Here is an 18,766-nt window from a genome sequence, read left to right as displayed (position 1 = left end):
CGTGACCACCCAGGAGTGTTGTCGAGGCTAATCTGCCTCGACGGTCGTCGAGGCTTCGTATAGCCCCCGACCAAATTCACACTTCTTGGAGTTTCGCTCATGCGGTCCTCTGCATTTTCCCTACCTGTCGATACCCGTGGTGCTTCGCGGCTGCTGCCCGAGGTCACCGAGCGGGCCACCGCCTCCGCCCTGCCCACCCGGCTGCGCCCTGCTGACCTGCTGCGTCTCACCGACGAGGGGGCACAGGACGTGCTCGAGGGCCGCTACGACCACCTGCTGCCCGAGGACGGCCTCTGGCCCACCGAAAACCGCTGGGCGGCAAGGCTTATCGCCGACGACGAGGTGGACCTCTGGCTGATCAGCTGGGCCGAGGGTAAATACACCGAACTGCACGATCACGCCGGCTCGCTGGGCGCGTTGACCGTATTGTCGGGCGCCCTTTCCGAATACCGCTGGAATGGCCGGGATTTGCGCCGCCGCACCCTCACCGCGGGCGATCAGGCCTCTTTCCCGCTCGGCTGGGTGCACGACGTGGTGCGCGCCCCCGCCGAGGAAGCCGGTATCACCGGCCCGCTCAATCCGACCCTGAGCGTGCACGCCTATTCACCGCCGCTGACGGCCATGTCCTATTACGAGGTCACCGGCCACGGCACCCTGCGGCGCACCCGTTCCGTCCTCACCGACCAGCCCGAAGGCGAACTCGAATGACCCACTTGACGATCGACGGCATGCTCGCCCACGCGCGTCAGCAGCTGCGTCGCCTGCTCCCGATCGAAATTCCGGCGGCCATCGCGCGCGGTGCGATTCTGGTGGATATTCGCCCGCAGGCCCAGCGCCTGCGTGAGGGCACGCTGCCGGGCGCGCTGGTCATCGAGCGAAATGTGCTGGAATGGCGTTTGGATCCCTCCAGCACCGCCCGTTTGGCCCTGGCCGACCACCACGACATCGAATGGATCATCGTCTGCTCGGAGGGCTACACCTCCAGCCTGGCCGCCGCCTCCCTGCAACAGCTGGGCCTGCGTCGCGCGACCGATCTCGAAGGCGGATATCAGGCTTTGAAAGCGGCCGGTCTGCTGACCGTCGCCGCCACCGCCCCCCACTTCGAGCGCGAGGTCGCAACCCTGGCTTGGCTCTAGGGATTGTTGCCGGGAGGCGGCGGATAAAAGGAATTCCACCGCAAGCTAGTCTTGAGACTCGTGAGCACCTCCACTCCCTCTTCTCCCGCAAGCAACCCCGTTCCTGCTGCGCAAAAGCGTGCCGCGGCCGCTGTCGTGGAGCATGACGTCCCCGAGCAGATGCGGATTCGCCAGGAGAAGCGTGAGCGGTTGCTGGCGGAGGGCCGCGAGGCTTATCCGGTGGTGGTGAACCGCACCCACACGCTCGCCGAAATTCGCGCGGCGTATCCGGAGCTCGAGGCCGATACCCAGACCGGTCAGCTGGTCGGGATTGCCGCCCGTGTCATTTTCGTCCGTAATACCGGCAAGCTGTGTTTCGCCACTCTCCAGGACGGCGACGGCACCAAGCTGCAGGCGATGATCAGCCTCAACGGTGTCGGCGCGGACGCGCTGGCGGCCTGGAAGGCCGATGTCGACCTCGGTGATTTCGTGTTCGTGCACGGCGAGGTGATCGCTTCGCGCTCCGGCGAATTGAGCGTCATGGCCGACGCGTGGGAGATGGCGGCCAAGTCGCTGCGCCCGCTGCCGGTGGCGCACAAGGAGATGAACGAGGAGTCCCGGGTCCGGCAGCGCTATGTCGACCTGATCGTGCGCCCGGAGGCCCGTGAGATGGCGCGCACCCGCGTCGCCGCCGTGCGCGCGCTGCGAAACGCGTTGGAGCGCAGGGGATTCCTCGAGGTCGAGACCCCGATGCTGCAGACCATTCACGGCGGCGCGGCCGCGCGTCCGTTCGCCACCCACTCCAATGCGCTCGATATGGAGTTGTTCCTGCGTATCGCGCCGGAGCTGTTCCTGAAGCGTTGCGTGGTGGGCGGCATCGAGAAGGTTTTCGAGATCAACCGGAACTTCCGCAACGAGGGCGCCGACTCGACCCATTCGCCCGAGTTCGCAATGCTGGAAACCTACGAGGCGTACGGCACCTACGACGATTCCGCGACCATGATGCGGGAATTGATCCAGGAAGTCGCGCAGGAGGTGTACGGCACGCAGGTGGTGACACTCGCGGACGGCACCGAATACGATCTGTCGGGCGAGTGGACGACCGTCGAGATGTACCCGTCGCTGTCGGAGTCGATCGGTGTGGAGGTCACGCCGGAAACGACGGTCGAGGAATTGCTGGCACTCGCCGATCGGGTCGGTCTGGAAATTCCGCAGGGTAAGGGCTATGGCCACGGCAAACTGGTCGAGGAACTGTGGGAGCACGTCTACGGTGACAAGCTCTACGCCCCGACTTTCGTGCGCGACTTCCCGGTCGAGACTTCGCCGCTGACGCGTCAGCATCGGAGCAAGCCCGGGGTTACCGAGAAGTGGGACCTGTACGTGCGCGGCTTCGAACTGGCCACCGGCTATTCGGAACTCGTGGATCCGGTCATCCAACGTGAACGTTTCGTGGATCAAGCGCGTTTGGCCGCGGCCGGTGACGACGAGGCCATGCGTCTGGACGAGGACTTCCTCGCCGCGATGGAGCACGGTATGCCCCCCACAACCGGAACCGGTATGGGTATCGATCGTTTGCTGATGGCCCTGACTGGCCACGGAATCCGGGAAACGATACTCTTTCCAATTGTGCGTCCAGCCGCCCGATAGTTCTCCGGATTGCATTTCCGGGGCAGTTTCTGGGACTATCGGAATTAGCGGTATTCTGGCGTCGGGTAATCGGCCTGACTATACGGGTCGCACGATTTTGAGAGGACGTTCATCTCATGGCAAAGAAGGTCACCGTTAGCCTGATCGACGATGTCGACGGTGAGTCCATCGCGGAGGAGACCATCGAGTTCGCTATCGATGGCGTCTCCTACGAGATCGACTTGTCGACGGAGAATGCGGCCAAGCTGCGGGAGGGTCTGGACGGTTGGGTTTCTGCCGCTCGGCGCGTCAGCGGCCGCCGTCGCACCAAGGTGGCCGGTGCTCCGGCCGCGGGCCCGAAGAACCGGGTGTCGATCGATCGCGAACAAAGCGCGGCCATTCGTGAATGGGCTCGCCGGAATGGACACAAGGTGTCCGCTCGTGGCCGTATCTCGGCCGACATCACCGAGGCTTACAACAAGGCCGCCTCTAAGAACTAGTTGTCCGACTAGTCGCCGATTCGACTGCCGTCCGGGTGTTCGTGCGAACCCGGGCGGCAGTGGTTTATTCATACGCTTTGCGCATAACCGGTGGCTCGGGCTCGAGAAGTTTCGCGGGCTCCGCTCCGGTGGTATCAATCCTGCTCTACGATCGTGGGCTGGTGGACTCCGCACGATCTTGCTAGTGCACGGGGTGGCCAGGCACCATTGAAACGTGCGGACGACGTCACTGGCTGGATGTAGAGAAGAGGTATCGGCGCAGTGACCGCATTCCACGGTTCTTTCCTCCGAGTCAAGGATCAAGAGGGGCGCCAGCACGAGCTGATGTTGTCCCCTGACCAGCCTCGTATCACCATCGGACGCTCGCCCCAGGCGGATCTGTCGCTGTTCTGGGATGTCGAGGTCTCGCGCCTGCACGCGACCGCCGAGTACCTGGGCGCGCACTGGACCATCGTCGACGACGGCCTTTCTCGCAACGGCACTTTCATCAACGGGGATCGACTGGTCGGCCGGCATCGGCTGCAGCCCGGGGATGTCATCCGGATGGGTACCTCGCGGGTCACCTTCCACGACTTCAGCGGTGCCGCAGGCGATGTCACGCAGACCTCCACGGGTGGACTGCCGACTCTGCGCTCGCTCACCGAAACTCAGCGATCGGTCCTGATCGCCCTGTGCCGGCCGCTGCGCGGCAATGACGGATTCGCCTCGCCCGCCTCGAATCAGCAGATCGCGGCGGAACTGTTCCTCAGCGTGGACGCCATCAAGACCCATCTGCGCGCGCTGTTCGCGAAGTTCGGCGTCGAGGATCTCCCGCAGAACCAGAAGCGGGTCCGACTGGCCAATCTGGCCATGCAGTCGGGCGTCATCTCGGAGCGCGATCTCTGATCCTGGTACGGCCGCGATCTCTGATCCTGGTACGGCCGCGATCTCTGATCCTGGTACGGCCAGTGCCTGTTGGACCCTTGCGCATGCGTGGGAGCTTCTGAGCCATGGGTTTCCGTGCCCGGCGGCAGTTGACTGGATGTAGTTGATCGCCCGGGAGAACGCGGGTGGCAGATCCAGTCAGGAGAGAACGATGTTCGCATTTCGCACCGCCTCACTCGTGGCGGCGACGCTGAGCACCGGGCTGATCGCCGGTGTCTTCTACGCCTACGCGACCTCGGTGATGGGGGCCCTGGGCAAGTCCGACGATCGCACGTTCGTCGACGTCATGCAGAAGATCAACGTGGTCATCATGAACCCGTGGTTCATGATCGGGTTCATGGGCACGGTCGGTTTCACCATCCTGGCCGCCGCGCTGCACCTGGGCAAGGAAAACCGCACCACGCTGATCTGGATCGGCGTCGCGCTGCTGCTCAACATCATCGCCTTCTGCGTCACCTCGGGCCTGAACGTGCCGCTCAACAACCAGCTCGCGAATGCCGGTGACGTGAGCCAGATCGGTGATCTGGCGGCGGTGCGGCACCAGTTCGAAAGCTCGTGGGTGGCTTGGAATGTCGTCCGCGCGGTCATCCACACCCTGGCCTTCCTGGTGCTGATGGGGGCGCTGTTCGTGGCGGGCATGCAGCACGCCAAGGCGAGCCCGGTGGCGTCCGCGGCGGCCGCTGCGGCCCCCGTCTACCCGCAGTACGCGCCGCAGCCGGGATTCCCGGTCGCGCCCCAGCAGGGTTTCCAGGCCGTCGCGCAACCCGGATTCCCTTCCGGTCAGCGGTAATTGGACACCTACCCGGCGGTGGCCGGGACCCGTTGTGCGGCTTCGCAAGCCGCCTGCGGGTCCCGGCCATCACTGTTTTCCTGCACTGGAACTGGTTTCAGAACTTACTCGTCAGTATTCCATCCCTCGTGCTTGTTTCCCGATTAGGTTGCAGGAACGCGTTCTAATTTGGGAGGGAACATGATGAGGATGCCCATGCGCCGAACGCCGGGATCACTGCTGATCATGGCGGTCCTGGCGATACTCGGGATCGCCACCAGCGGCACCGCGCGAGCGGAATACCCGGTCACATACAACTTCTTCGCGGGCATCCCCTACGAGCTCACCAATCCAGGGGGCTCGCTGCCCGGGGCGAATGACTGGTCCTGCAAACCCACTGCCGCACATCCCGATCCGGTGGTGCTGATCCACGGCACCGCGGGCGGCGCGCAGACCAACTGGGGCGCGTATGCCCCCATGCTCGCCAACGCGGGTTACTGCGTCTACTCGCTGACCTACGGCAGCCTCGATGTCCCGTGGCCGCTCTCGGCCATGGGCGGCATGAAGCCCATCCCCGAAAGCGCCGGGCAGCTGGCCGCTTTCGTGAACCGGGTGCTGGGCGCGACCGGCGCGGCCAAGGTGGACTTCGTGGCCCACTCGCAGGGCAATACCGTCGGTGACTACTACATCAAGCGCCTCGGCGGGCACGGCAAGGTCGACAAGTTCGTCGCCATCGCCCCGCCCTGGCTGGGCATCATGGGCGATCAGATGAACGTGATCCGCACCTTCGGCAAGCAGTTGGGCGCGACCGCCGATCAGGTCGACAACCTGGCCGCGGTGGGCGTGATCTGCGCGGCCTGCCCGGAGATGCTGGGCAACTCCTCGTTCATCAACGACCTGAACTCCGACGGCGTCTACGACCCGACCGTCACCTACACCAACCTGGCCTCCAACTTCGACGAGGGCGTCTGGCCGTCCATCGCGCTGGTGTCCGCGCCCAATGCCACCAATGTTCTGATGCAGGACGGTTGCCCCGTCGACTACTCCGACCACCTCGCCATCGCGGGCAGCCACCGCGCGGCCATGGTCGCCCTCAACGCTCTCGACCCCGCGCATCAGAATCCGGTGCCGTGTGAGTTCGTTCCGCCCTTCACCGGGTAGCGGTTCCGCCGTTTTTCCGGACTGACCGGCGTGTTCGCTGTGGGCGTAGCCGAATCGGAAACGGTCTGCGCAACTGCCCCGTTATGAGTGAATGAGTCGTACTGAGGCCGGTTCGCAATAGGGTGGACGGACGACGTGCGTGACCCCCGGCAACTAGAGTGGAGTCGGGGGATGCAACCCCAGGGCTTCATGGCAGGCTGGCGACCAGACGGGCAGCACAGGGTCTGAAGCGCCGGATGCCTTTGATGGCGGAGCAGGAGAGTGAGGGAGCGATGTTCGAGAGGTTCACCGACCGCGCGCGGCGGGTCGTTGTCCTGGCCCAAGAAGAGGCCCGGATGCTCAACCACAACTACATCGGCACCGAGCACATCCTGCTGGGCCTGATCCACGAGGGCGAGGGTGTCGCGGCGAAGTCGCTGGAATCCCTGGGCATCTCGTTGGAGGGTGTGCGGTCGCAGGTCGAGGAGATCATCGGTCAGGGCCAGCAGGCTCCGTCCGGTCACATTCCCTTCACCCCGCGTGCCAAGAAGGTGCTGGAGCTGTCGCTGCGTGAGGCGCTGCAGCTCGGCCACAACTACATCGGCACCGAGCACATTCTGCTCGGCCTGATCCGTGAGGGTGAGGGCGTCGCGGCGCAGGTGCTGGTCAAGCTGGGCGCGGATCTCAATCGCGTGCGGCAGCAGGTCATCCAGCTGCTCTCGGGTTACCAGGGCAAGGAGCCGGTCGAGGGTGCGGGTGCGCGTGGCGAGGGTGCGGGTACCCCGTCCACCTCGCTGGTGCTCGACCAGTTCGGCCGCAACCTGACCCAGGCCGCCCTCGAGGGCAAGCTCGACCCGGTCATCGGCCGCTCGAAGGAAATCGAGCGCGTCATGCAGGTGCTGAGCCGCCGTACCAAGAACAACCCGGTCCTGATCGGTGAGCCCGGCGTCGGTAAGACCGCCGTCGTGGAGGGTCTCGCCCAGGCCATCGTCAACGGCGAAGTGCCGGAGACGTTGAAGGACAAGCAGCTCTACACCCTCGACCTGGGTTCCCTGGTCGCGGGCAGCCGCTACCGCGGTGACTTCGAAGAGCGCCTGAAGAAGGTGCTCAAGGAGATCAACACCCGCGGCGACATCATCCTGTTCATCGACGAGCTGCACACCCTGGTGGGTGCCGGCGCGGCCGAGGGCGCGATCGATGCGGCCTCGATTCTGAAGCCGAAGCTGGCTCGCGGTGAGCTGCAGACCATCGGTGCGACCACCCTCGACGAGTACCGCAAGTACATCGAGAAGGACGCCGCCCTCGAGCGCCGGTTCCAGCCGGTGCAGGTGGGCGAGCCGACGGTCGAGCACACCATCAACATCCTCAAGGGTCTGCGTGACCGTTACGAGGCGCACCACCGGGTTTCGATCACCGATGGCGCTCTCGTCGCGGCGGCTACCCTCGCGGACCGCTACATCAACGACCGGTTCCTGCCGGACAAGGCGATCGACCTCATCGACGAGGCGGGCGCGCGCATGCGCATCCGCCGGATGACCGCACCGCCGGACCTGCGCGAATTCGACGACAAGATCGCCGAGGCGCGCCGGGAGAAGGAATCCGCGATCGACGCGCAGGACTTCGAGAAGGCCGCGCGGCTGCGCGACAAGGAGAAGCAGCTCGTCGCCAAGCGGGCCGAGCGCGAAAAGCAGTGGCGCTCCGGTGATCTGGACGTCGTGGCCGAGGTCGATGACGAGCAGATCGCGGAGGTGCTGGCCAACTGGACCGGTATCCCCGTCTTCAAGCTCACCGAGGAGGAGACCACCCGTCTGCTCCGCATGGAGGACGAGCTGCACAAGCGGATCATCGGCCAGGAGGACGCGGTCAAGGCCGTGTCCAAGGCGATCCGCCGTACTCGCGCCGGTCTGAAGGACCCCAAGCGTCCGTCGGGCTCGTTCATCTTCGCCGGTCCGTCCGGTGTCGGTAAGACCGAGCTGTCGAAGGCGCTGGCGAACTTCCTGTTCGGCGAGGACGACGCGCTCATCCAGATCGACATGGGCGAGTTCCACGACCGCTTCACCGCTTCGCGTCTGTTCGGTGCCCCTCCGGGCTACGTCGGCTACGAAGAGGGCGGCCAGCTCACCGAAAAGGTGCGGCGCAAGCCGTTCTCGGTGGTGCTGTTCGACGAGATCGAGAAGGCGCACCAGGAGATCTACAACACCCTGCTGCAGGTTCTCGAGGACGGCCGCCTGACCGATGGTCAGGGTCGTACGGTCGACTTCAAGAACACCGTCCTGATCTTCACCTCGAACCTCGGTACTTCGGACATCTCGAAGGCGGTGGGCCTGGGCTTCGCCCAGTCCAACGCCGAGGGCTCGAACTACGAGCGGATGAAGCTCAAGGTCAACGACGAGCTGAAGAAGCACTTCCGCCCGGAGTTCCTCAACCGCATCGACGACGTGATCGTGTTCCACCAGCTGACCCAGGATCAGATCATCCAGATGGTCGACCTGATGATCGGCCGTGTCGCCAAGCAGCTGAAGAACAAGGACATGGAGATCGAGCTGGGCGCACAGGCCAAGAGCCTGCTGGCCAAGCGTGGTTTCGACCCGGTCCTGGGCGCCCGCCCGCTGCGTCGCACCATTCAGCGCGAGATCGAGGACCAGCTGTCGGAGAAGATCCTCTTCGGCGAGCTGGGTGCCGGTCAGGTCGTCGTGGTGGACGTCGAGGGCTGGGACGGCGAAGGCCAGGGCGACAAGGCGAAGTTCACCTTCACCGCCAAGGCCAAGCTGACCAAGAAGTCGGACGAGTCCGCCGAGGACAAGCCGGTCGCCGCCCTCGCGGGTGACGCTCCGGCCGCCGCCTCGGGCGAGTAAGGCTCAGCAAGACAACGGAAGCCCCGCTTCTCCTTCGGGAGGGCGGGGCTTCCGCTATGTCCGGGACGGAAATTCGGTGGCGGCGGGATCACGGTTTCGTCGATGCTGCGGGGACCCGACTCGGAAGGATCGCATGCTTACCGATACTCAGATCGCCGCCTTCGTCGACGACGGATTCGTGAAGGTCGAGGGGGCCTTCTCCGCCGAGACCGCCGCCGCGGGCCGCGAGATCCTCTGGCAGGCAACCGGATGCGATCCCGACGACCCGTCCACCTGGACCAGCCCGGTGATCCGGCTCTGGGATCACGCCGAGGAACCGTTCACCCGCGCGGTCACCGCCCCCGCCCTGCTCGAGGCCTACGACCAGCTGGCCGGTCCCGGCCGCTGGCTGCCGCGTAAGTCGCTGGGCAGCTGGCCGATTCGCTTCCCCAGCGAGCAGTCGCCGGGTGACGACGGCTGGCACGTCGATGTCAGTTTTCCGGGCGACGCGGCACGCGACGACTATCTGAGCTGGCGCGTGAACGTCTTCTCGCAAGGCCGTTCGCTGCTGATGCTGTTCCTGTTCTCCGATATCGGCGTCGACGATGCCCCGACCAAGATCCGGGTGGGATCGCATCTGCGCCTGGCCCGGGAGCTGGAGCCGTTCGGTGCGGCGGGCACCACCATGTTCGATCTGGCCGAGTTCTACACCGCCACTGCGGATCTCCCGCAGGCGCTCGCCACCGGCCGGGCCGGCGACGTGTACCTGTGCCATCCCTTCCTGATCCATTCGGCGCAGCGCAACCGGGTCGGGCGTCCGCGGTTCATGGCGCAGCCGCCGCTGTTATCGCGCGAACCGTGCGTGCTGGACCGGCCCGATGGTGCGTATTCGCCTGTGGAGCACGCCATTCGGAGGGGGCTGGGACTGTAAGGAAAACACCCGGTTGGCTATAAGCGGCCGCGCGTACGGTCGATGGCGTCCGTATGTCTCAAGCCTCGGGGGCTCCATGACCAATCCAGATTTGACCTTGATCGCCATGCTGGTGGACCGTTCCGGATCCATGCAATCCATCAAGTCCGATACCGAGGGCGGGTTCGCCGCCTATCTCGACCAGCAGCGTGAGGTGCCCAAACGGATCGAGGTGACGCTCGCGAAGTTCGATACGGAATACGAACTGGTGTACGCGAATCAGCCGCTGGCGCAGGTGCCGCCGATGCAGTTGCAGCCCCGGGGCATGACGGCGCTCTACGACGCGGTCGGCCGCCTGGTCACCGATGTGGGTACCGAGCTCGCGGCCCGTCCGGAGGACGAGCGCCCGGGAACGGTGATCGTCGTGATCCTCACCGACGGGCACGAGAACTCCAGTCGCGAGTGGAGCCACTCGGCCGTGAAGTCCCTCATCACTCAGCAGCAGGATGTCTGGAACTGGCACTTCCTGTTCCTGGGCGCGAATATGGACGCCGTCGAGATCGGTACCAAAATGGGATTCTCGCCGAAGGACTCGCTGACGTATTCGGCTGGTTCGGAAGGGGTTTCGCGGGCCTTCCGGGCGGCCTCCGCGTCGTCGGCCCGCAAGCAGGCCTCAGGATATCGCCGTTACGAGGACCCGGGATTCAGTCCGCAGGAGCGCCGCGACGCCAATCCGGAAGCTTGATCGCCACCGTATGTCCGACCGCTACTGCCAGCCGGGGCGGACGAGCCCCGACTCGTAGGCCATGACAACCAACTGGGTACGGTCGCGCGCACCGAGTTTCACCAGGATCCGGCTGACGTGGGTGCGGGCGGTGGCCGGGCTCATGTAGAGCCGTTCGGCGATCTCGGCATTGGTGAGGCCCTCGGCGACGAGGGTCATGACCTCGCGTTCGCGGTCGGTCAGCTCCGAGAAGGTGGTGGTGGGTGCGGGTTTGGCGTGGGCGGCGAACTCCTCGACCAGGCGTTTGGTGACACTGGGCGAGAGCAGCGCATCACCGCCCGAGACCACCCGGACCGCCTTGATGAGATCGGCGGGTTCGGTGTGTTTGACCAGGAAGCCGGTCGCGCCCGCCCGCATGGCCTCGAAGACGTACTCGTCGAGTTCGAAGGTGGTCAGCACGACCACCTTCACTGCGCCCAGGGCCGGGTCGGCGGCAATGGCGCGGGTGGCGGCGAGACCGTCGAGGACGGGCATGCGAATGTCCATGAGCACCACGTCGGGGACGAGCGTGCGCGCGAGTTCGAGGGCCTGCTCGCCGTTCTCGGCCTCGCCCACCACCTCGATACCGTCCTGCGCGCCGAGCAGCGCGACGAACCCCGCGCGCACCAGCGCCTGATCGTCGGCGATCACGACACGGATGTTCATGGCGTCTCCTGCGCTCGAATCATCTGCTCACGCAGCCGGTTCCGGCTGGGACAGGTGGGTGGGCAGCCGCGCGGTCACCCGGAACCCGCCGTCGGCCTTGGGCTCGACCGAGAGATTTCCGCCCAGCGCGTGCGCGCGTTCGGTCATGCCGGTGATGCCGTGCCCGCCGGTCGGCGACTGCGGGGCGGGCTGGCGGGTGGGCCGGGTGTTGTCGATGGTGAGGTTCAGTCGTTCCGCCGAATAATGCACGGTGACAAGCACACTCGCGCCGGGTGCGTGCCGCACCACATTGGTGAGCGACTCCTGCACGATGCGTGCGGCGGCCACGTCGACCACCGCCGGCAGCCGCCGCGGACCGCCGGTCACCATGGTGTGCACCACCAGTCCGGCCGCCCGGGCCGGGCCGGTCAGCTTGTCGAGATCGGTGATGCCGATGGTGGGCGCGGTGGGCGCGGCCACGGTGGCGGTGCCGCCGCGAATCGAGCGCAGCAGCGCGTTCACCTCGCCGAGGGCGTCCTTGCTGGCGGTCTTGATGGCGGCCAGCGCGGTCGCGGCCTGTTCGGGTTTGCGGTCGAACAGTTCCAGTGCGACCGAGGACTGCACATTGATCAGCGACAGGCTGTGCGCGAGCACATCGTGCAGTTCGCGGGCGATGGCCAGGCGCTCCTCGGTGACCCGCTGCTCGCGTTCGGCGGTTTCGAGTGCGCGCTGGGCGAGTTCGCGTTCCCGCTCGGCCTGTTCATTGCGCCGGGCCGTTTCGGCGCGTTGCCGGTAGGCGGTGATGGCGGCCCGGCGTTGGCGCATGCCTTCGGCGCCGGCGGCGAGCACGAAAAGCCATGCCAGCAAGCCGAATTCCTGCCACGAGCTGGTGTGGTAGCCGCGCCAGCCCGGCACCGGCCACACCATGAACAGGTAGCCCACCGCGACGAACGGGTAGGTGTACCAACGGGATCCGTTGACGGCGGCACACAGGAACGCGACGATGAGCGATAGGAAGATCGGCCCGTAGCCGTAGCCCGCCAGCAGATAGGCGACCGCGGCGGCCAGGGTTCCGTAGAACACCTGCAGCGGGTATCGATGGCGCAGGATCAGCAGGGCCGGACCGGTCACCAGCAGCAGATATCCGAAGACATCCAGCTCACGCACCACGGTCTGGTGGTGGTTGGCCAGCGTTCCGAAGCCGAGTTGGATCGCCCCCACCGCCACTGCCGGGAGCACGTCGCGCCGCCCGAACCTTCCCCCGCGTTCGTCCATAGCTGCACCGTAGCGCCGTACGCGGGCCTCGGCATCGTGTCGCGGCGAAATACGTCGAGATACGTATGACCGATCGCGCGCTGCGACGGATTATTTCCGAAGGCGGACAGCGGATCGTGGAACCCATGAACGAAGCGATCGTGGTCACCGACCGGCTGACCAAACGCTACGGCTCCCACACCGCCGTGGACGCCGTGAGCATGAGCGTCCGCCGCGGCGAGATCTACGGATTCCTGGGCCCGAACGGTGCGGGCAAGACCACGACCCTGCGCATGCTGGTCGGGTTGATCCGCCCGACCGCCGGGACCGCTACCGTAGTCGGCACCCGGCCCGGCGATCCGGATGCCTTGCGCCGCATGGGCGTTCTCATCGAGGGCCCCGGCTTCTATCCGTACCTCTCGGGCCGCGACAACCTGCGCGTGCTGGCCCGCTACCGGGGTGTCGGCGACGACGCGGTCGACGACGCCCTGCACCGGGTCGCGCTCAGCGGCCGCGGCAAGGACAAGTACCGCACCTACTCGCTCGGCATGAAACAGCGTCTCGGTGTCGCGGCCGCCCTGCTGGGCAGCCCGGATCTGCTGATTCTCGATGAACCCACCAATGGCCTGGATCCGGCCGGCATGGCCGAGATGCGGGAACTCATCACCGGACTCGCCGCCGACGGGCACACCGTGGTGCTGTCCAGTCACCTGCTCAGTGAGGTGCAGGAGATCTGTGATCGCGTCGGCGTCATCTCCGGCGGGCGCTTGCTGACCGAGTCCACGGTGCGCGAATTGCGTGGCGCCGCATCGCTACTCGTGCGTGCCGAGCCGCTGAGTGTGGCCTTCCCGGCGGTGCGGGCGGTGGTGGGGGAGCGCGGTGCCTTGTTGACCGCCAATGGAATTCGCATCGACGCGGGCGCGGCGCAGGCCCCGGTGGTGGCGCGGGCCGTCATCGAGTCGGGCGCGGATCTGCTGGAACTGCGCAGTGACGAGAAGTCCTTGGAAGAAGTCTTTTTCGAGATGACGGAGACCGCGAAATGACCGCTCTGCTCGCCAGCACCCGGGCCGAACTGCTGCGCCTGCGCGGCTGGCCCGCCTTCTGGATCGTGCTCGGCACCTGGATCCTGCTGAACCTGACCTTCGCCTACCTGTTCAACTACCTGGCCTACACCACCGGCAGCGCCACCCGCATGTCCAACGGCCTGCCACGCGAGCTGCTCATGCAGCAGATGCTGCCGTCGTCGGTGCCGGAGGTGTTCACCCAGGGCATGGCCATGTTCGGCGGCGCGCTCATGCTGGTGCTGGGCGCGCTCGCGGTCGGGAGCGGCTACGGCTGGGGCAGCTGGAAAACCGCACTCACCCAGGGCCCTTCGCGGGTGCACGTGATCGGCGCGGTGGTGCTGAGCCTGGCGCTGACGGTGGTCGCGCTGGTCGTGGTCGCCTTCGCGGTGGACACCGGCGTGGCGGCGCTCATCGCCGGGACGCAGGGCCAGTCCCTGGCCTTGCCCTCGGTGGGACGGATACTGCTCGGAATCGGCTCGGGCACCGCCATTCTGGGCATGTGGACGCTGGCGGGCGCGCTCATCGGCGCGATCGCCCGGGGACCTGCCCTGGCGGTCGGCCTGGGTCTGGTGTGGGTCCTGGTGGTGGAGAACCTGTTGCGCGGCGTGGCGGGGATCTTCGCGCCCATCCGGGCGATCACCGATCACCTGCCGGGCACGGCCGCCGGGTCCCTGGCGGGTTCGCTGCGCACGGTGACCGGCCCGGCCACCCCCGGCGTGCTGGATATCCTGTCCCGCAATGCATCTGTGCTGGTACTGGCCGCTTACATGGTGGTTTTCACCGGGGGCACGATCTGGTTGATCCGCCGCCGCGACATGGTGTGAATCAGCCTGCGGCAGTGCCCAGCACGCCGGTCGCCAGCCTGGCGAGCGCGGACTCGATCTCGGCGGAGGTCAGTCCGCGCTCGCGCTGGTGCAGGTAGACCTCGGCGGCGAGCGGCGCGAGCAGTGGGTCGACGAGTGGATCGGGTTGCGGCACACCGGCTGCCACCAGCAATGACCGCACATGGAGCGCCCAGAACCGATAGGCCCCGGTGCGGAAGCGCGCACCCCCGGTCTCCGAGCCGAGCACCAGATGGGCATGGGTATCCAGCAATTCGATCATCGCGGCGTAGAACGCGGCCAGCCGTTCGGCGGGCGATGCGCCCGGCCCGAGCGGCGGCTCCCCGCGCAGCAGCTGTTCCTGCAGTGCCCGCTCGTGTTCGTCGAGCAGGGCGACGGCGATCGAGCCGACATCCGGGTAGCGCCGATACAGCGTGCCCCGGCCGACTCCGGCGGCCTTGGCGACGTCGTCCATGGTGACCGTGCGCGGATCGCGGGTCGCGAACAATTCGGCCGCGGCCGCCAGCACCTTGGCCCGATTACGGGCCGCGTCGGCGCGTTCGACGGGTGCGGCCTGGTCGCCGAGCAGCGGTAGGGCCGGGATGTCCATGCAGCTCACTGTAGCCTCCGAGGAATAAGTGGACGTACTGTCCGGTTGGGCTCTAACGTAGCTCAATGAAACGGACGGAATGTCCACTTGATTGGAGACTCGTAAATGACCACCCTGCTGCACCTCGATGCCAGCGCCCGGCGCACCTCGATCAGCCGTGAACTCGGCGCCGTCTTCGCCGACGCCTGGCGTGCCGAACATCCCGAAGGCCGCTACGTCCATCGCGACCTGGCCGCCGACCCGATCCCGTTCATCGGCGAGGGCTGGACCGAACTGTGCGACCGCGTGCTCGCGCACGACCGCACCGACCTCGACCGGCTGGCCGAACTGGTGGATTCGCCTGCGCAGCAACGGGCCTGGGAGATCGTCGAGCCGCTGCTGAACGAGGTCCGCGCCGCCGATGTCGTGCTGATCGGCACCCCGATGTACAACTACTCGATTCCGGCGAGCCTCAAGGCGTGGCTGGATCAGATCACCTTCCCGCGAATGTCGCTGGCCCCCACCCGTTTCGTGGTGGTCACCGCGCGCGGCGGCGCCTATACGCCGGGTGCGCCCAAGGCGATGTACGACTACCAGGAGCGCTACCTGCGCGACTTCTTCGCGGGCCATTTCGCCGTCGAGGACACGGTTTTCGTCAATGCCGAACTGGTCAACTCACGCCAGGATCCCGCGCTGGCGCACCTGCGCGACAAGCACGACGCCTCGTACGCCGCCGCCCTCGCCGCCGTCCGCACCCTGGGTAAGGAGTACTGAAATGAACTGGCTCGTCCTGGGTTTGGCCGGGGTGGTGGAGATCGCCTGGTCGCAATCCATCAAGCCGACACAGAATTTCACCAAACCGCTGCCGACCCTGATCTGCTTCGTGCTCGCGGCGGTCGCGGTGTACCTGCTCTCGTACGCCATGCAGTCGTTGCCGGTGGGCACGGCCTACGCCATCTTCACCGGGATCGGCGCGGTGGGCGCGATCGCGCTGGGCATCGTGGTGCAGCGGGATCCGCTCAGCGCGGGCCGGGTGCTGGCGCTGTCTATGATCATCGGCGGCATCGTGCTGGCTCGGGTCACCAATCCCGAGTGACGGCGGTCGCGGCCGGTATCGTCCTCGCGCATGGACGTCGCCCCGATTCGGCCGCCGGATCTGTCCCAGCGCCCCTTCTTCCTGGGTGTGGAACGGATCATGGCGGCCTCGCCCGACGAGCTCTACCGAATGTGCACCCGGCAACTCGGACTCTGGTTCGCCGATCCCGGATCGGTGCTCATGCACCGGCCCGCGGTGAACGAGACGTTCTTCTTCACCGCCGGTGGTGGGCACCCGCACTACGGGCGGTTCCTGCGCCTGGTGCCCGACCGCCTCATGGAGGCGACCTGGGTGACCGGCGAAGGCGGCACCCAGGGCGCGGAAACCGTGCTCACCATTGAACTTTCACCCCATGGTGCGGGCAGCGCGCTGCTGCTGACGCATGCCGGATTCCCGAACGCCGCCGCCCGCGACCGCCACGAAACGGCCTGGCCGGCCGTGCTCGAACAGCTGGATCAGCGTGCCACCGCACCCGTCTGAGCGGTGAACGCTGAATGATCGTCGACCGCCCGCTGATTCGGCGGAGTAGGTTCGAGCCCGTACCGCACCGAATTCTTCGAAAGGACAGTGATGCCCACACGTAGCGCGCGTACCTCGTGGTCCGGCGGCCTGCAGGACGGTTCCGGTCAGGTCGAGCTGGTCAGCTCGGGCGTCGGCAAGTACGACGTCTCGTTCCCGAAGCGCGCCGCCGACGACGCCGACGGCACCACCAGCCCGGAGGAGCTCATCGCCGCGGCGCACTCCTCCTGCTACTCGATGGCGCTGTCGGGTCAGATCGGCAATGCCGGTGGCACCGTGCAGAACCTGGACGTCACCGCCGATGTGACGCTGGGTCCGGATCCGGCCGGCGGCTTCCGGATCTCCAAGATCAAGCTGACCGTAGTCGGCAAGGCTTCCGGCATCGACGAGGCGGGCTTCCTGGCCGCCGCGCAGGCCGCCAAGGCCGGCTGCCCGGTCTCCAAGGCGCTGACCGGTGTCGACAACATCGAACTGGACGCCACCTTCGAGGCGTAGGTCATGCGGTTCCCGGCTGACTCTTTTGTTAGCCGGGAACTAACTCTTTCGTCTATTTCTTGCCTGTCATCGATAAACCAGCTCGATATTCGCCAGGGTTCCGGATTAGTTTCGAGGCCATGGAGTCATCGCTGTCGATCGACGCATCGCGGGAATTGGATGCCAAAGATTCGCTGCCGCGAGTGCTCGCGCTTGACGCGGCCCGCGGCATCGCGGTGCTCGGCATGTTCGCGGTCCACGTCGGGCCGCACCGGGGCATGGCGGGCGCATCCTGGCTGACGATCTTCGAGGGCCGCTCGGCGGCGCTGTTCGCAGTCCTGGCGGGGGTATCGCTGGCGCTCATGTCCGGCGGCGCGCAATCCGCCACCGGAATCGCCATGCGCCGCAGCCTGATCCGCATCGCGGCGCGGGCCGTGCTGGTCGCGCTGCTGGGTCTGGCATTGGCGCAACTGCATTCCGGCATCGGGATCATGATCATCCTGAGCTACTACGGCCTGTTCTTCCTGCTCGCGCTGCCCGCACTGCGGCTGAGTGCCCGCGCGCTGGCCGTGCTCGCGGCGGTGTGGGCGGTGGCCGGGCCGATCGTGTCGTTCGTGATCCGAAGTCACCTGCACCAGAACGCCTTCGGCGGCAACCCCACCTTCGAGATGTTCACCTCTTGGGAAGGGCTGCGGCAGGCGGGTGTGATGCTGACGCTCACCGGCGCGTACCCGGCGCTCACCTGGATGCCGTTCGTGTTCGCCGGGATGGCCCTGGGCCGCTGGGGGATTCGCACGCTGCGTCCGCTGCCGGTGCTCGGCATCGGCGCGGTGCTGGCACTGCTCGGCTACGGCGGCTCGTGGCTGGCGCAGCATCCGCTGGGCGGCCGCGAACATCTGGTCGACCTGCTCACCCGGGGCATGGCCGAGGCGGGGGTGACGGACTTCGATCCGGGGATGCTCATCGACTTGACCGGATTCGGCTCGGTCGCCACGACGAGTCCGTGGTGGCTCACCGTCGCCACCCCGCACAGCGGCACCCCGTTCGAGGTATTCGGCGCGACCGGCGTGGCCTTCCTGGTGATAGGCGTGCTGATGGCGCTGGTGCCCCGTGCCGGAATCGCCCTGTGGCCCTTGATCGCCGCAGGCTCCTGCGCGTTGAGCCTCTACATCGCGCAGGCGGTGGCGGTCAGCGTGCTGGTGCCGATCCCGGACGAACACGCCACCTCGCTGCCCGGCGGCATCCGCGGTCCGGGCTGGCCACTGTTGCTCCTGCTGGCCGGTGGCTCACTGCTTGCGGCCACCCTGTGGCGCGCGGCATTCCGCCGCGGTCCGGCGGAATGGCTGCTGCACCGGATCACCCTGGGCCTCACGAACCTGCTGGTCCGCGAGACCCCGGGACGCTGATCAGGCCTTCTTACCCGCCACATCCAGGACGACCTCGAACTCCAGCAGCGACGCACCGGTCGCGACCGGCTTGCGGGCCTCGCCCGAATGCGCCTCGCGCGCCGGGCCGTCACGCCACGCGGCGAAGGACTCCTCCGAATCCCACTGCGTGACAACGAAGTAGCGGTTGTCCCCGGAGACCGGGCGCAGCAGCTGGAAGCCCAGGAAACCGGGCGAGTTCTCGACGGCGTGCGCGCGATGCGCGAAACGCTGCTCCAGCTCGGGGCCCGCGCCCTCGGGGACCTCGATTGCGTTGATCTTGACGACTGCCATGGAAC

The 18,766-nt window shown here is 66.7% G+C and carries 21 protein-coding genes; 17 read left to right on the top strand and 4 right to left on the bottom strand.

What is annotated here, in order from left to right; all coding sequences use genetic code 11:
• Positions 1-99 precede the first annotated feature (99 nt).
• The 10 genes from ACFXHA_RS09300 to ACFXHA_RS09255 all read left to right on the top strand — a co-directional run bounded on the left by ACFXHA_RS09300 (position 100) and on the right by ACFXHA_RS09255 (position 10,563).
• Positions 100-708, top strand: a complete 609-nt coding sequence (locus ACFXHA_RS09300; protein WP_379354642.1) for a cysteine dioxygenase — start codon at positions 100-102, stop codon at positions 706-708.
• Positions 705-1,136, top strand: a complete 432-nt coding sequence (locus ACFXHA_RS09295) for a rhodanese-like domain-containing protein (RefSeq protein WP_379354640.1) — start codon at positions 705-707, stop codon at positions 1,134-1,136. The genes ACFXHA_RS09300 and ACFXHA_RS09295 overlap by 4 nt, the downstream gene beginning before the upstream one ends.
• A gap of 159 nt (positions 1,137-1,295) precedes the next feature.
• Positions 1,296-2,762: a lysine--tRNA ligase gene (gene lysS / locus ACFXHA_RS09290; protein WP_379355035.1), complete on the top strand. Its 1,467-nt coding sequence runs from the start codon at positions 1,296-1,298 to the stop codon at positions 2,760-2,762.
• 116 nt (positions 2,763-2,878) lie between these two features.
• The gene (locus ACFXHA_RS09285; RefSeq protein WP_379354638.1) at positions 2,879-3,241 is read left to right on the top strand and encodes an Lsr2 family protein; all 363 of its coding nucleotides are present in this window, start codon (positions 2,879-2,881) and stop codon (positions 3,239-3,241) included.
• 261 nt (positions 3,242-3,502) lie between these two features.
• Positions 3,503-4,126, top strand: coding sequence for an FHA domain-containing protein (locus tag ACFXHA_RS09280; RefSeq protein WP_379354636.1), 624 nt, complete (start codon positions 3,503-3,505; stop codon positions 4,124-4,126).
• Positions 4,127-4,316: 190 nt separating this feature from the next.
• Positions 4,317-4,955, top strand: coding sequence for a DUF1772 domain-containing protein (locus tag ACFXHA_RS09275; protein WP_379354634.1), 639 nt, complete (start codon positions 4,317-4,319; stop codon positions 4,953-4,955).
• A gap of 195 nt (positions 4,956-5,150) precedes the next feature.
• Positions 5,151-6,095, top strand: coding sequence for an esterase/lipase family protein (locus ACFXHA_RS09270; RefSeq protein ID WP_379354632.1), 945 nt, complete (start codon positions 5,151-5,153; stop codon positions 6,093-6,095).
• 272 nt (positions 6,096-6,367) lie between these two features.
• Positions 6,368-8,929 carry an ATP-dependent Clp protease ATP-binding subunit gene (locus tag ACFXHA_RS09265; RefSeq protein WP_379354631.1) on the top strand — a complete coding sequence of 854 codons (2,562 nt, stop codon included), beginning with the start codon at positions 6,368-6,370 and terminating at the stop codon, positions 8,927-8,929.
• A gap of 133 nt (positions 8,930-9,062) precedes the next feature.
• On the top strand, positions 9,063-9,839 hold the full coding sequence (locus ACFXHA_RS09260; protein ID WP_379354629.1) for a phytanoyl-CoA dioxygenase family protein: 777 nt from the start codon (positions 9,063-9,065) through the stop codon (positions 9,837-9,839).
• A 76-nt stretch (positions 9,840-9,915) separates the two neighbouring features.
• The gene (locus ACFXHA_RS09255) at positions 9,916-10,563 is read left to right on the top strand and encodes a VWA domain-containing protein (protein WP_379354627.1); all 648 of its coding nucleotides are present in this window, start codon (positions 9,916-9,918) and stop codon (positions 10,561-10,563) included.
• 21 nt (positions 10,564-10,584) lie between these two features.
• On the opposite strand, the gene ACFXHA_RS09250 is transcribed toward ACFXHA_RS09255, so the two are convergent.
• Positions 10,585-11,247: a response regulator gene (locus ACFXHA_RS09250; RefSeq protein ID WP_379354625.1), complete on the bottom strand. Its 663-nt coding sequence runs from the start codon at positions 11,245-11,247 to the stop codon at positions 10,585-10,587.
• A gap of 27 nt (positions 11,248-11,274) precedes the next feature.
• On the bottom strand, positions 11,275-12,501 hold the full coding sequence (locus ACFXHA_RS09245) for a sensor histidine kinase (protein ID WP_379354623.1): 1,227 nt from the start codon (positions 12,499-12,501) through the stop codon (positions 11,275-11,277).
• Positions 12,502-12,626: 125 nt separating this feature from the next.
• Here ACFXHA_RS09245 and ACFXHA_RS09240 point away from each other — a divergent pair, with 125 nt between their 5' ends.
• Together ACFXHA_RS09240 and ACFXHA_RS09235 are read left to right on the top strand one after the other, a co-directional pair.
• Positions 12,627-13,523 carry an ABC transporter ATP-binding protein gene (locus ACFXHA_RS09240; protein WP_379354621.1) on the top strand — a complete coding sequence of 299 codons (897 nt, stop codon included), beginning with the start codon at positions 12,627-12,629 and terminating at the stop codon, positions 13,521-13,523.
• Positions 13,520-14,368: an ABC transporter permease gene (locus ACFXHA_RS09235; RefSeq protein WP_379354619.1), complete on the top strand. Its 849-nt coding sequence runs from the start codon at positions 13,520-13,522 to the stop codon at positions 14,366-14,368. The genes ACFXHA_RS09240 and ACFXHA_RS09235 overlap by 4 nt, the downstream gene beginning before the upstream one ends.
• A 1-nt stretch (position 14,369) precedes the next feature.
• On the opposite strand, the gene ACFXHA_RS09230 is transcribed toward ACFXHA_RS09235, so the two are convergent.
• Positions 14,370-14,975 carry a TetR/AcrR family transcriptional regulator gene (locus tag ACFXHA_RS09230; RefSeq protein ID WP_379354617.1) on the bottom strand — a complete coding sequence of 202 codons (606 nt, stop codon included), beginning with the start codon at positions 14,973-14,975 and terminating at the stop codon, positions 14,370-14,372.
• 105 nt (positions 14,976-15,080) lie between these two features.
• Between ACFXHA_RS09230 and ACFXHA_RS09225 the strand changes: the two genes are divergently transcribed.
• From ACFXHA_RS09225 to ACFXHA_RS09205, 5 genes are all read left to right on the top strand, one after another.
• Entirely contained in the window at positions 15,081-15,728 is a 648-nt protein-coding gene (locus ACFXHA_RS09225) for an FMN-dependent NADH-azoreductase (RefSeq protein WP_379354615.1), read from the top strand.
• Between the two features lies 1 nt (position 15,729).
• Positions 15,730-16,050 (top strand): DMT family transporter, encoded by a 321-nt coding sequence (locus ACFXHA_RS09220; RefSeq protein WP_379354613.1) that lies wholly within the window; start codon positions 15,730-15,732, stop codon positions 16,048-16,050.
• Between the two features lie 30 nt (positions 16,051-16,080).
• Positions 16,081-16,530: an SRPBCC domain-containing protein gene (locus tag ACFXHA_RS09215; protein WP_379354611.1), complete on the top strand. Its 450-nt coding sequence runs from the start codon at positions 16,081-16,083 to the stop codon at positions 16,528-16,530.
• 90 nt (positions 16,531-16,620) lie between these two features.
• On the top strand, positions 16,621-17,064 hold the full coding sequence (locus ACFXHA_RS09210; RefSeq protein WP_379354609.1) for an OsmC family peroxiredoxin: 444 nt from the start codon (positions 16,621-16,623) through the stop codon (positions 17,062-17,064).
• Positions 17,065-17,183: 119 nt separating this feature from the next.
• Positions 17,184-18,449 carry a DUF418 domain-containing protein gene (locus ACFXHA_RS09205; protein ID WP_379354607.1) on the top strand — a complete coding sequence of 422 codons (1,266 nt, stop codon included), beginning with the start codon at positions 17,184-17,186 and terminating at the stop codon, positions 18,447-18,449.
• Here ACFXHA_RS09205 and ACFXHA_RS09200 read toward each other — a convergent pair whose 3' ends face one another.
• Positions 18,450-18,761, bottom strand: coding sequence for an antibiotic biosynthesis monooxygenase family protein (locus ACFXHA_RS09200; protein ID WP_379354605.1), 312 nt, complete (start codon positions 18,759-18,761; stop codon positions 18,450-18,452).
• Positions 18,762-18,766 lie beyond the last annotated feature (5 nt).

This window comes from Nocardia sp. NPDC059240 (assembly GCF_042753865.1).
Lineage (GTDB): Bacteria > Actinomycetota > Actinomycetes > Mycobacteriales > Mycobacteriaceae > Nocardia.
Note: the sequence above shows the minus strand (reverse complement) of the source record. Positions and strands in the feature narration are given on the sequence as shown.

What these genes read in the sequence shown, in the direction of transcription:
- ACFXHA_RS09300 (WP_379354642.1), top strand. Translation starts at nt 100, where the DNA reads ATGCGGTCCTCTGCATTTTCCCTACCTGTCGATACCCGTGGTGCTTCG.
- ACFXHA_RS09295 (WP_379354640.1), top strand. Translation starts at nt 705, where the DNA reads ATGACCCACTTGACGATCGACGGCATGCTCGCCCACGCGCGTCAGCAG.
- lysS (WP_379355035.1), top strand. Translation starts at nt 1,296, where the DNA reads ATGCGGATTCGCCAGGAGAAGCGTGAGCGGTTGCTGGCGGAGGGCCGC.
- ACFXHA_RS09285 (WP_379354638.1), top strand. Translation starts at nt 2,879, where the DNA reads ATGGCAAAGAAGGTCACCGTTAGCCTGATCGACGATGTCGACGGTGAG.
- ACFXHA_RS09275 (WP_379354634.1), top strand. Translation starts at nt 4,317, where the DNA reads ATGTTCGCATTTCGCACCGCCTCACTCGTGGCGGCGACGCTGAGCACC.
- ACFXHA_RS09270 (WP_379354632.1), top strand. Translation starts at nt 5,151, where the DNA reads ATGCGCCGAACGCCGGGATCACTGCTGATCATGGCGGTCCTGGCGATA.
- ACFXHA_RS09265 (WP_379354631.1), top strand. Translation starts at nt 6,368, where the DNA reads ATGTTCGAGAGGTTCACCGACCGCGCGCGGCGGGTCGTTGTCCTGGCC.
- ACFXHA_RS09260 (WP_379354629.1), top strand. Translation starts at nt 9,063, where the DNA reads ATGCTTACCGATACTCAGATCGCCGCCTTCGTCGACGACGGATTCGTG.
- ACFXHA_RS09255 (WP_379354627.1), top strand. Translation starts at nt 9,916, where the DNA reads ATGACCAATCCAGATTTGACCTTGATCGCCATGCTGGTGGACCGTTCC.
- ACFXHA_RS09250 (WP_379354625.1), bottom strand. Translation starts at nt 11,247, where the DNA reads ATGAACATCCGTGTCGTGATCGCCGACGATCAGGCGCTGGTGCGCGCG.
- ACFXHA_RS09245 (WP_379354623.1), bottom strand. Translation starts at nt 12,501, where the DNA reads ATGGACGAACGCGGGGGAAGGTTCGGGCGGCGCGACGTGCTCCCGGCA.
- ACFXHA_RS09240 (WP_379354621.1), top strand. Translation starts at nt 12,627, where the DNA reads ATGAACGAAGCGATCGTGGTCACCGACCGGCTGACCAAACGCTACGGC.
- ACFXHA_RS09235 (WP_379354619.1), top strand. Translation starts at nt 13,520, where the DNA reads ATGACCGCTCTGCTCGCCAGCACCCGGGCCGAACTGCTGCGCCTGCGC.
- ACFXHA_RS09230 (WP_379354617.1), bottom strand. Translation starts at nt 14,975, where the DNA reads ATGGACATCCCGGCCCTACCGCTGCTCGGCGACCAGGCCGCACCCGTC.
- ACFXHA_RS09225 (WP_379354615.1), top strand. Translation starts at nt 15,081, where the DNA reads ATGACCACCCTGCTGCACCTCGATGCCAGCGCCCGGCGCACCTCGATC.
- ACFXHA_RS09220 (WP_379354613.1), top strand. Translation starts at nt 15,730, where the DNA reads ATGAACTGGCTCGTCCTGGGTTTGGCCGGGGTGGTGGAGATCGCCTGG.
- ACFXHA_RS09215 (WP_379354611.1), top strand. Translation starts at nt 16,081, where the DNA reads ATGGACGTCGCCCCGATTCGGCCGCCGGATCTGTCCCAGCGCCCCTTC.
- ACFXHA_RS09210 (WP_379354609.1), top strand. Translation starts at nt 16,621, where the DNA reads ATGCCCACACGTAGCGCGCGTACCTCGTGGTCCGGCGGCCTGCAGGAC.
- ACFXHA_RS09205 (WP_379354607.1), top strand. Translation starts at nt 17,184, where the DNA reads ATGGAGTCATCGCTGTCGATCGACGCATCGCGGGAATTGGATGCCAAA.
- ACFXHA_RS09200 (WP_379354605.1), bottom strand. Translation starts at nt 18,761, where the DNA reads ATGGCAGTCGTCAAGATCAACGCAATCGAGGTCCCCGAGGGCGCGGGC.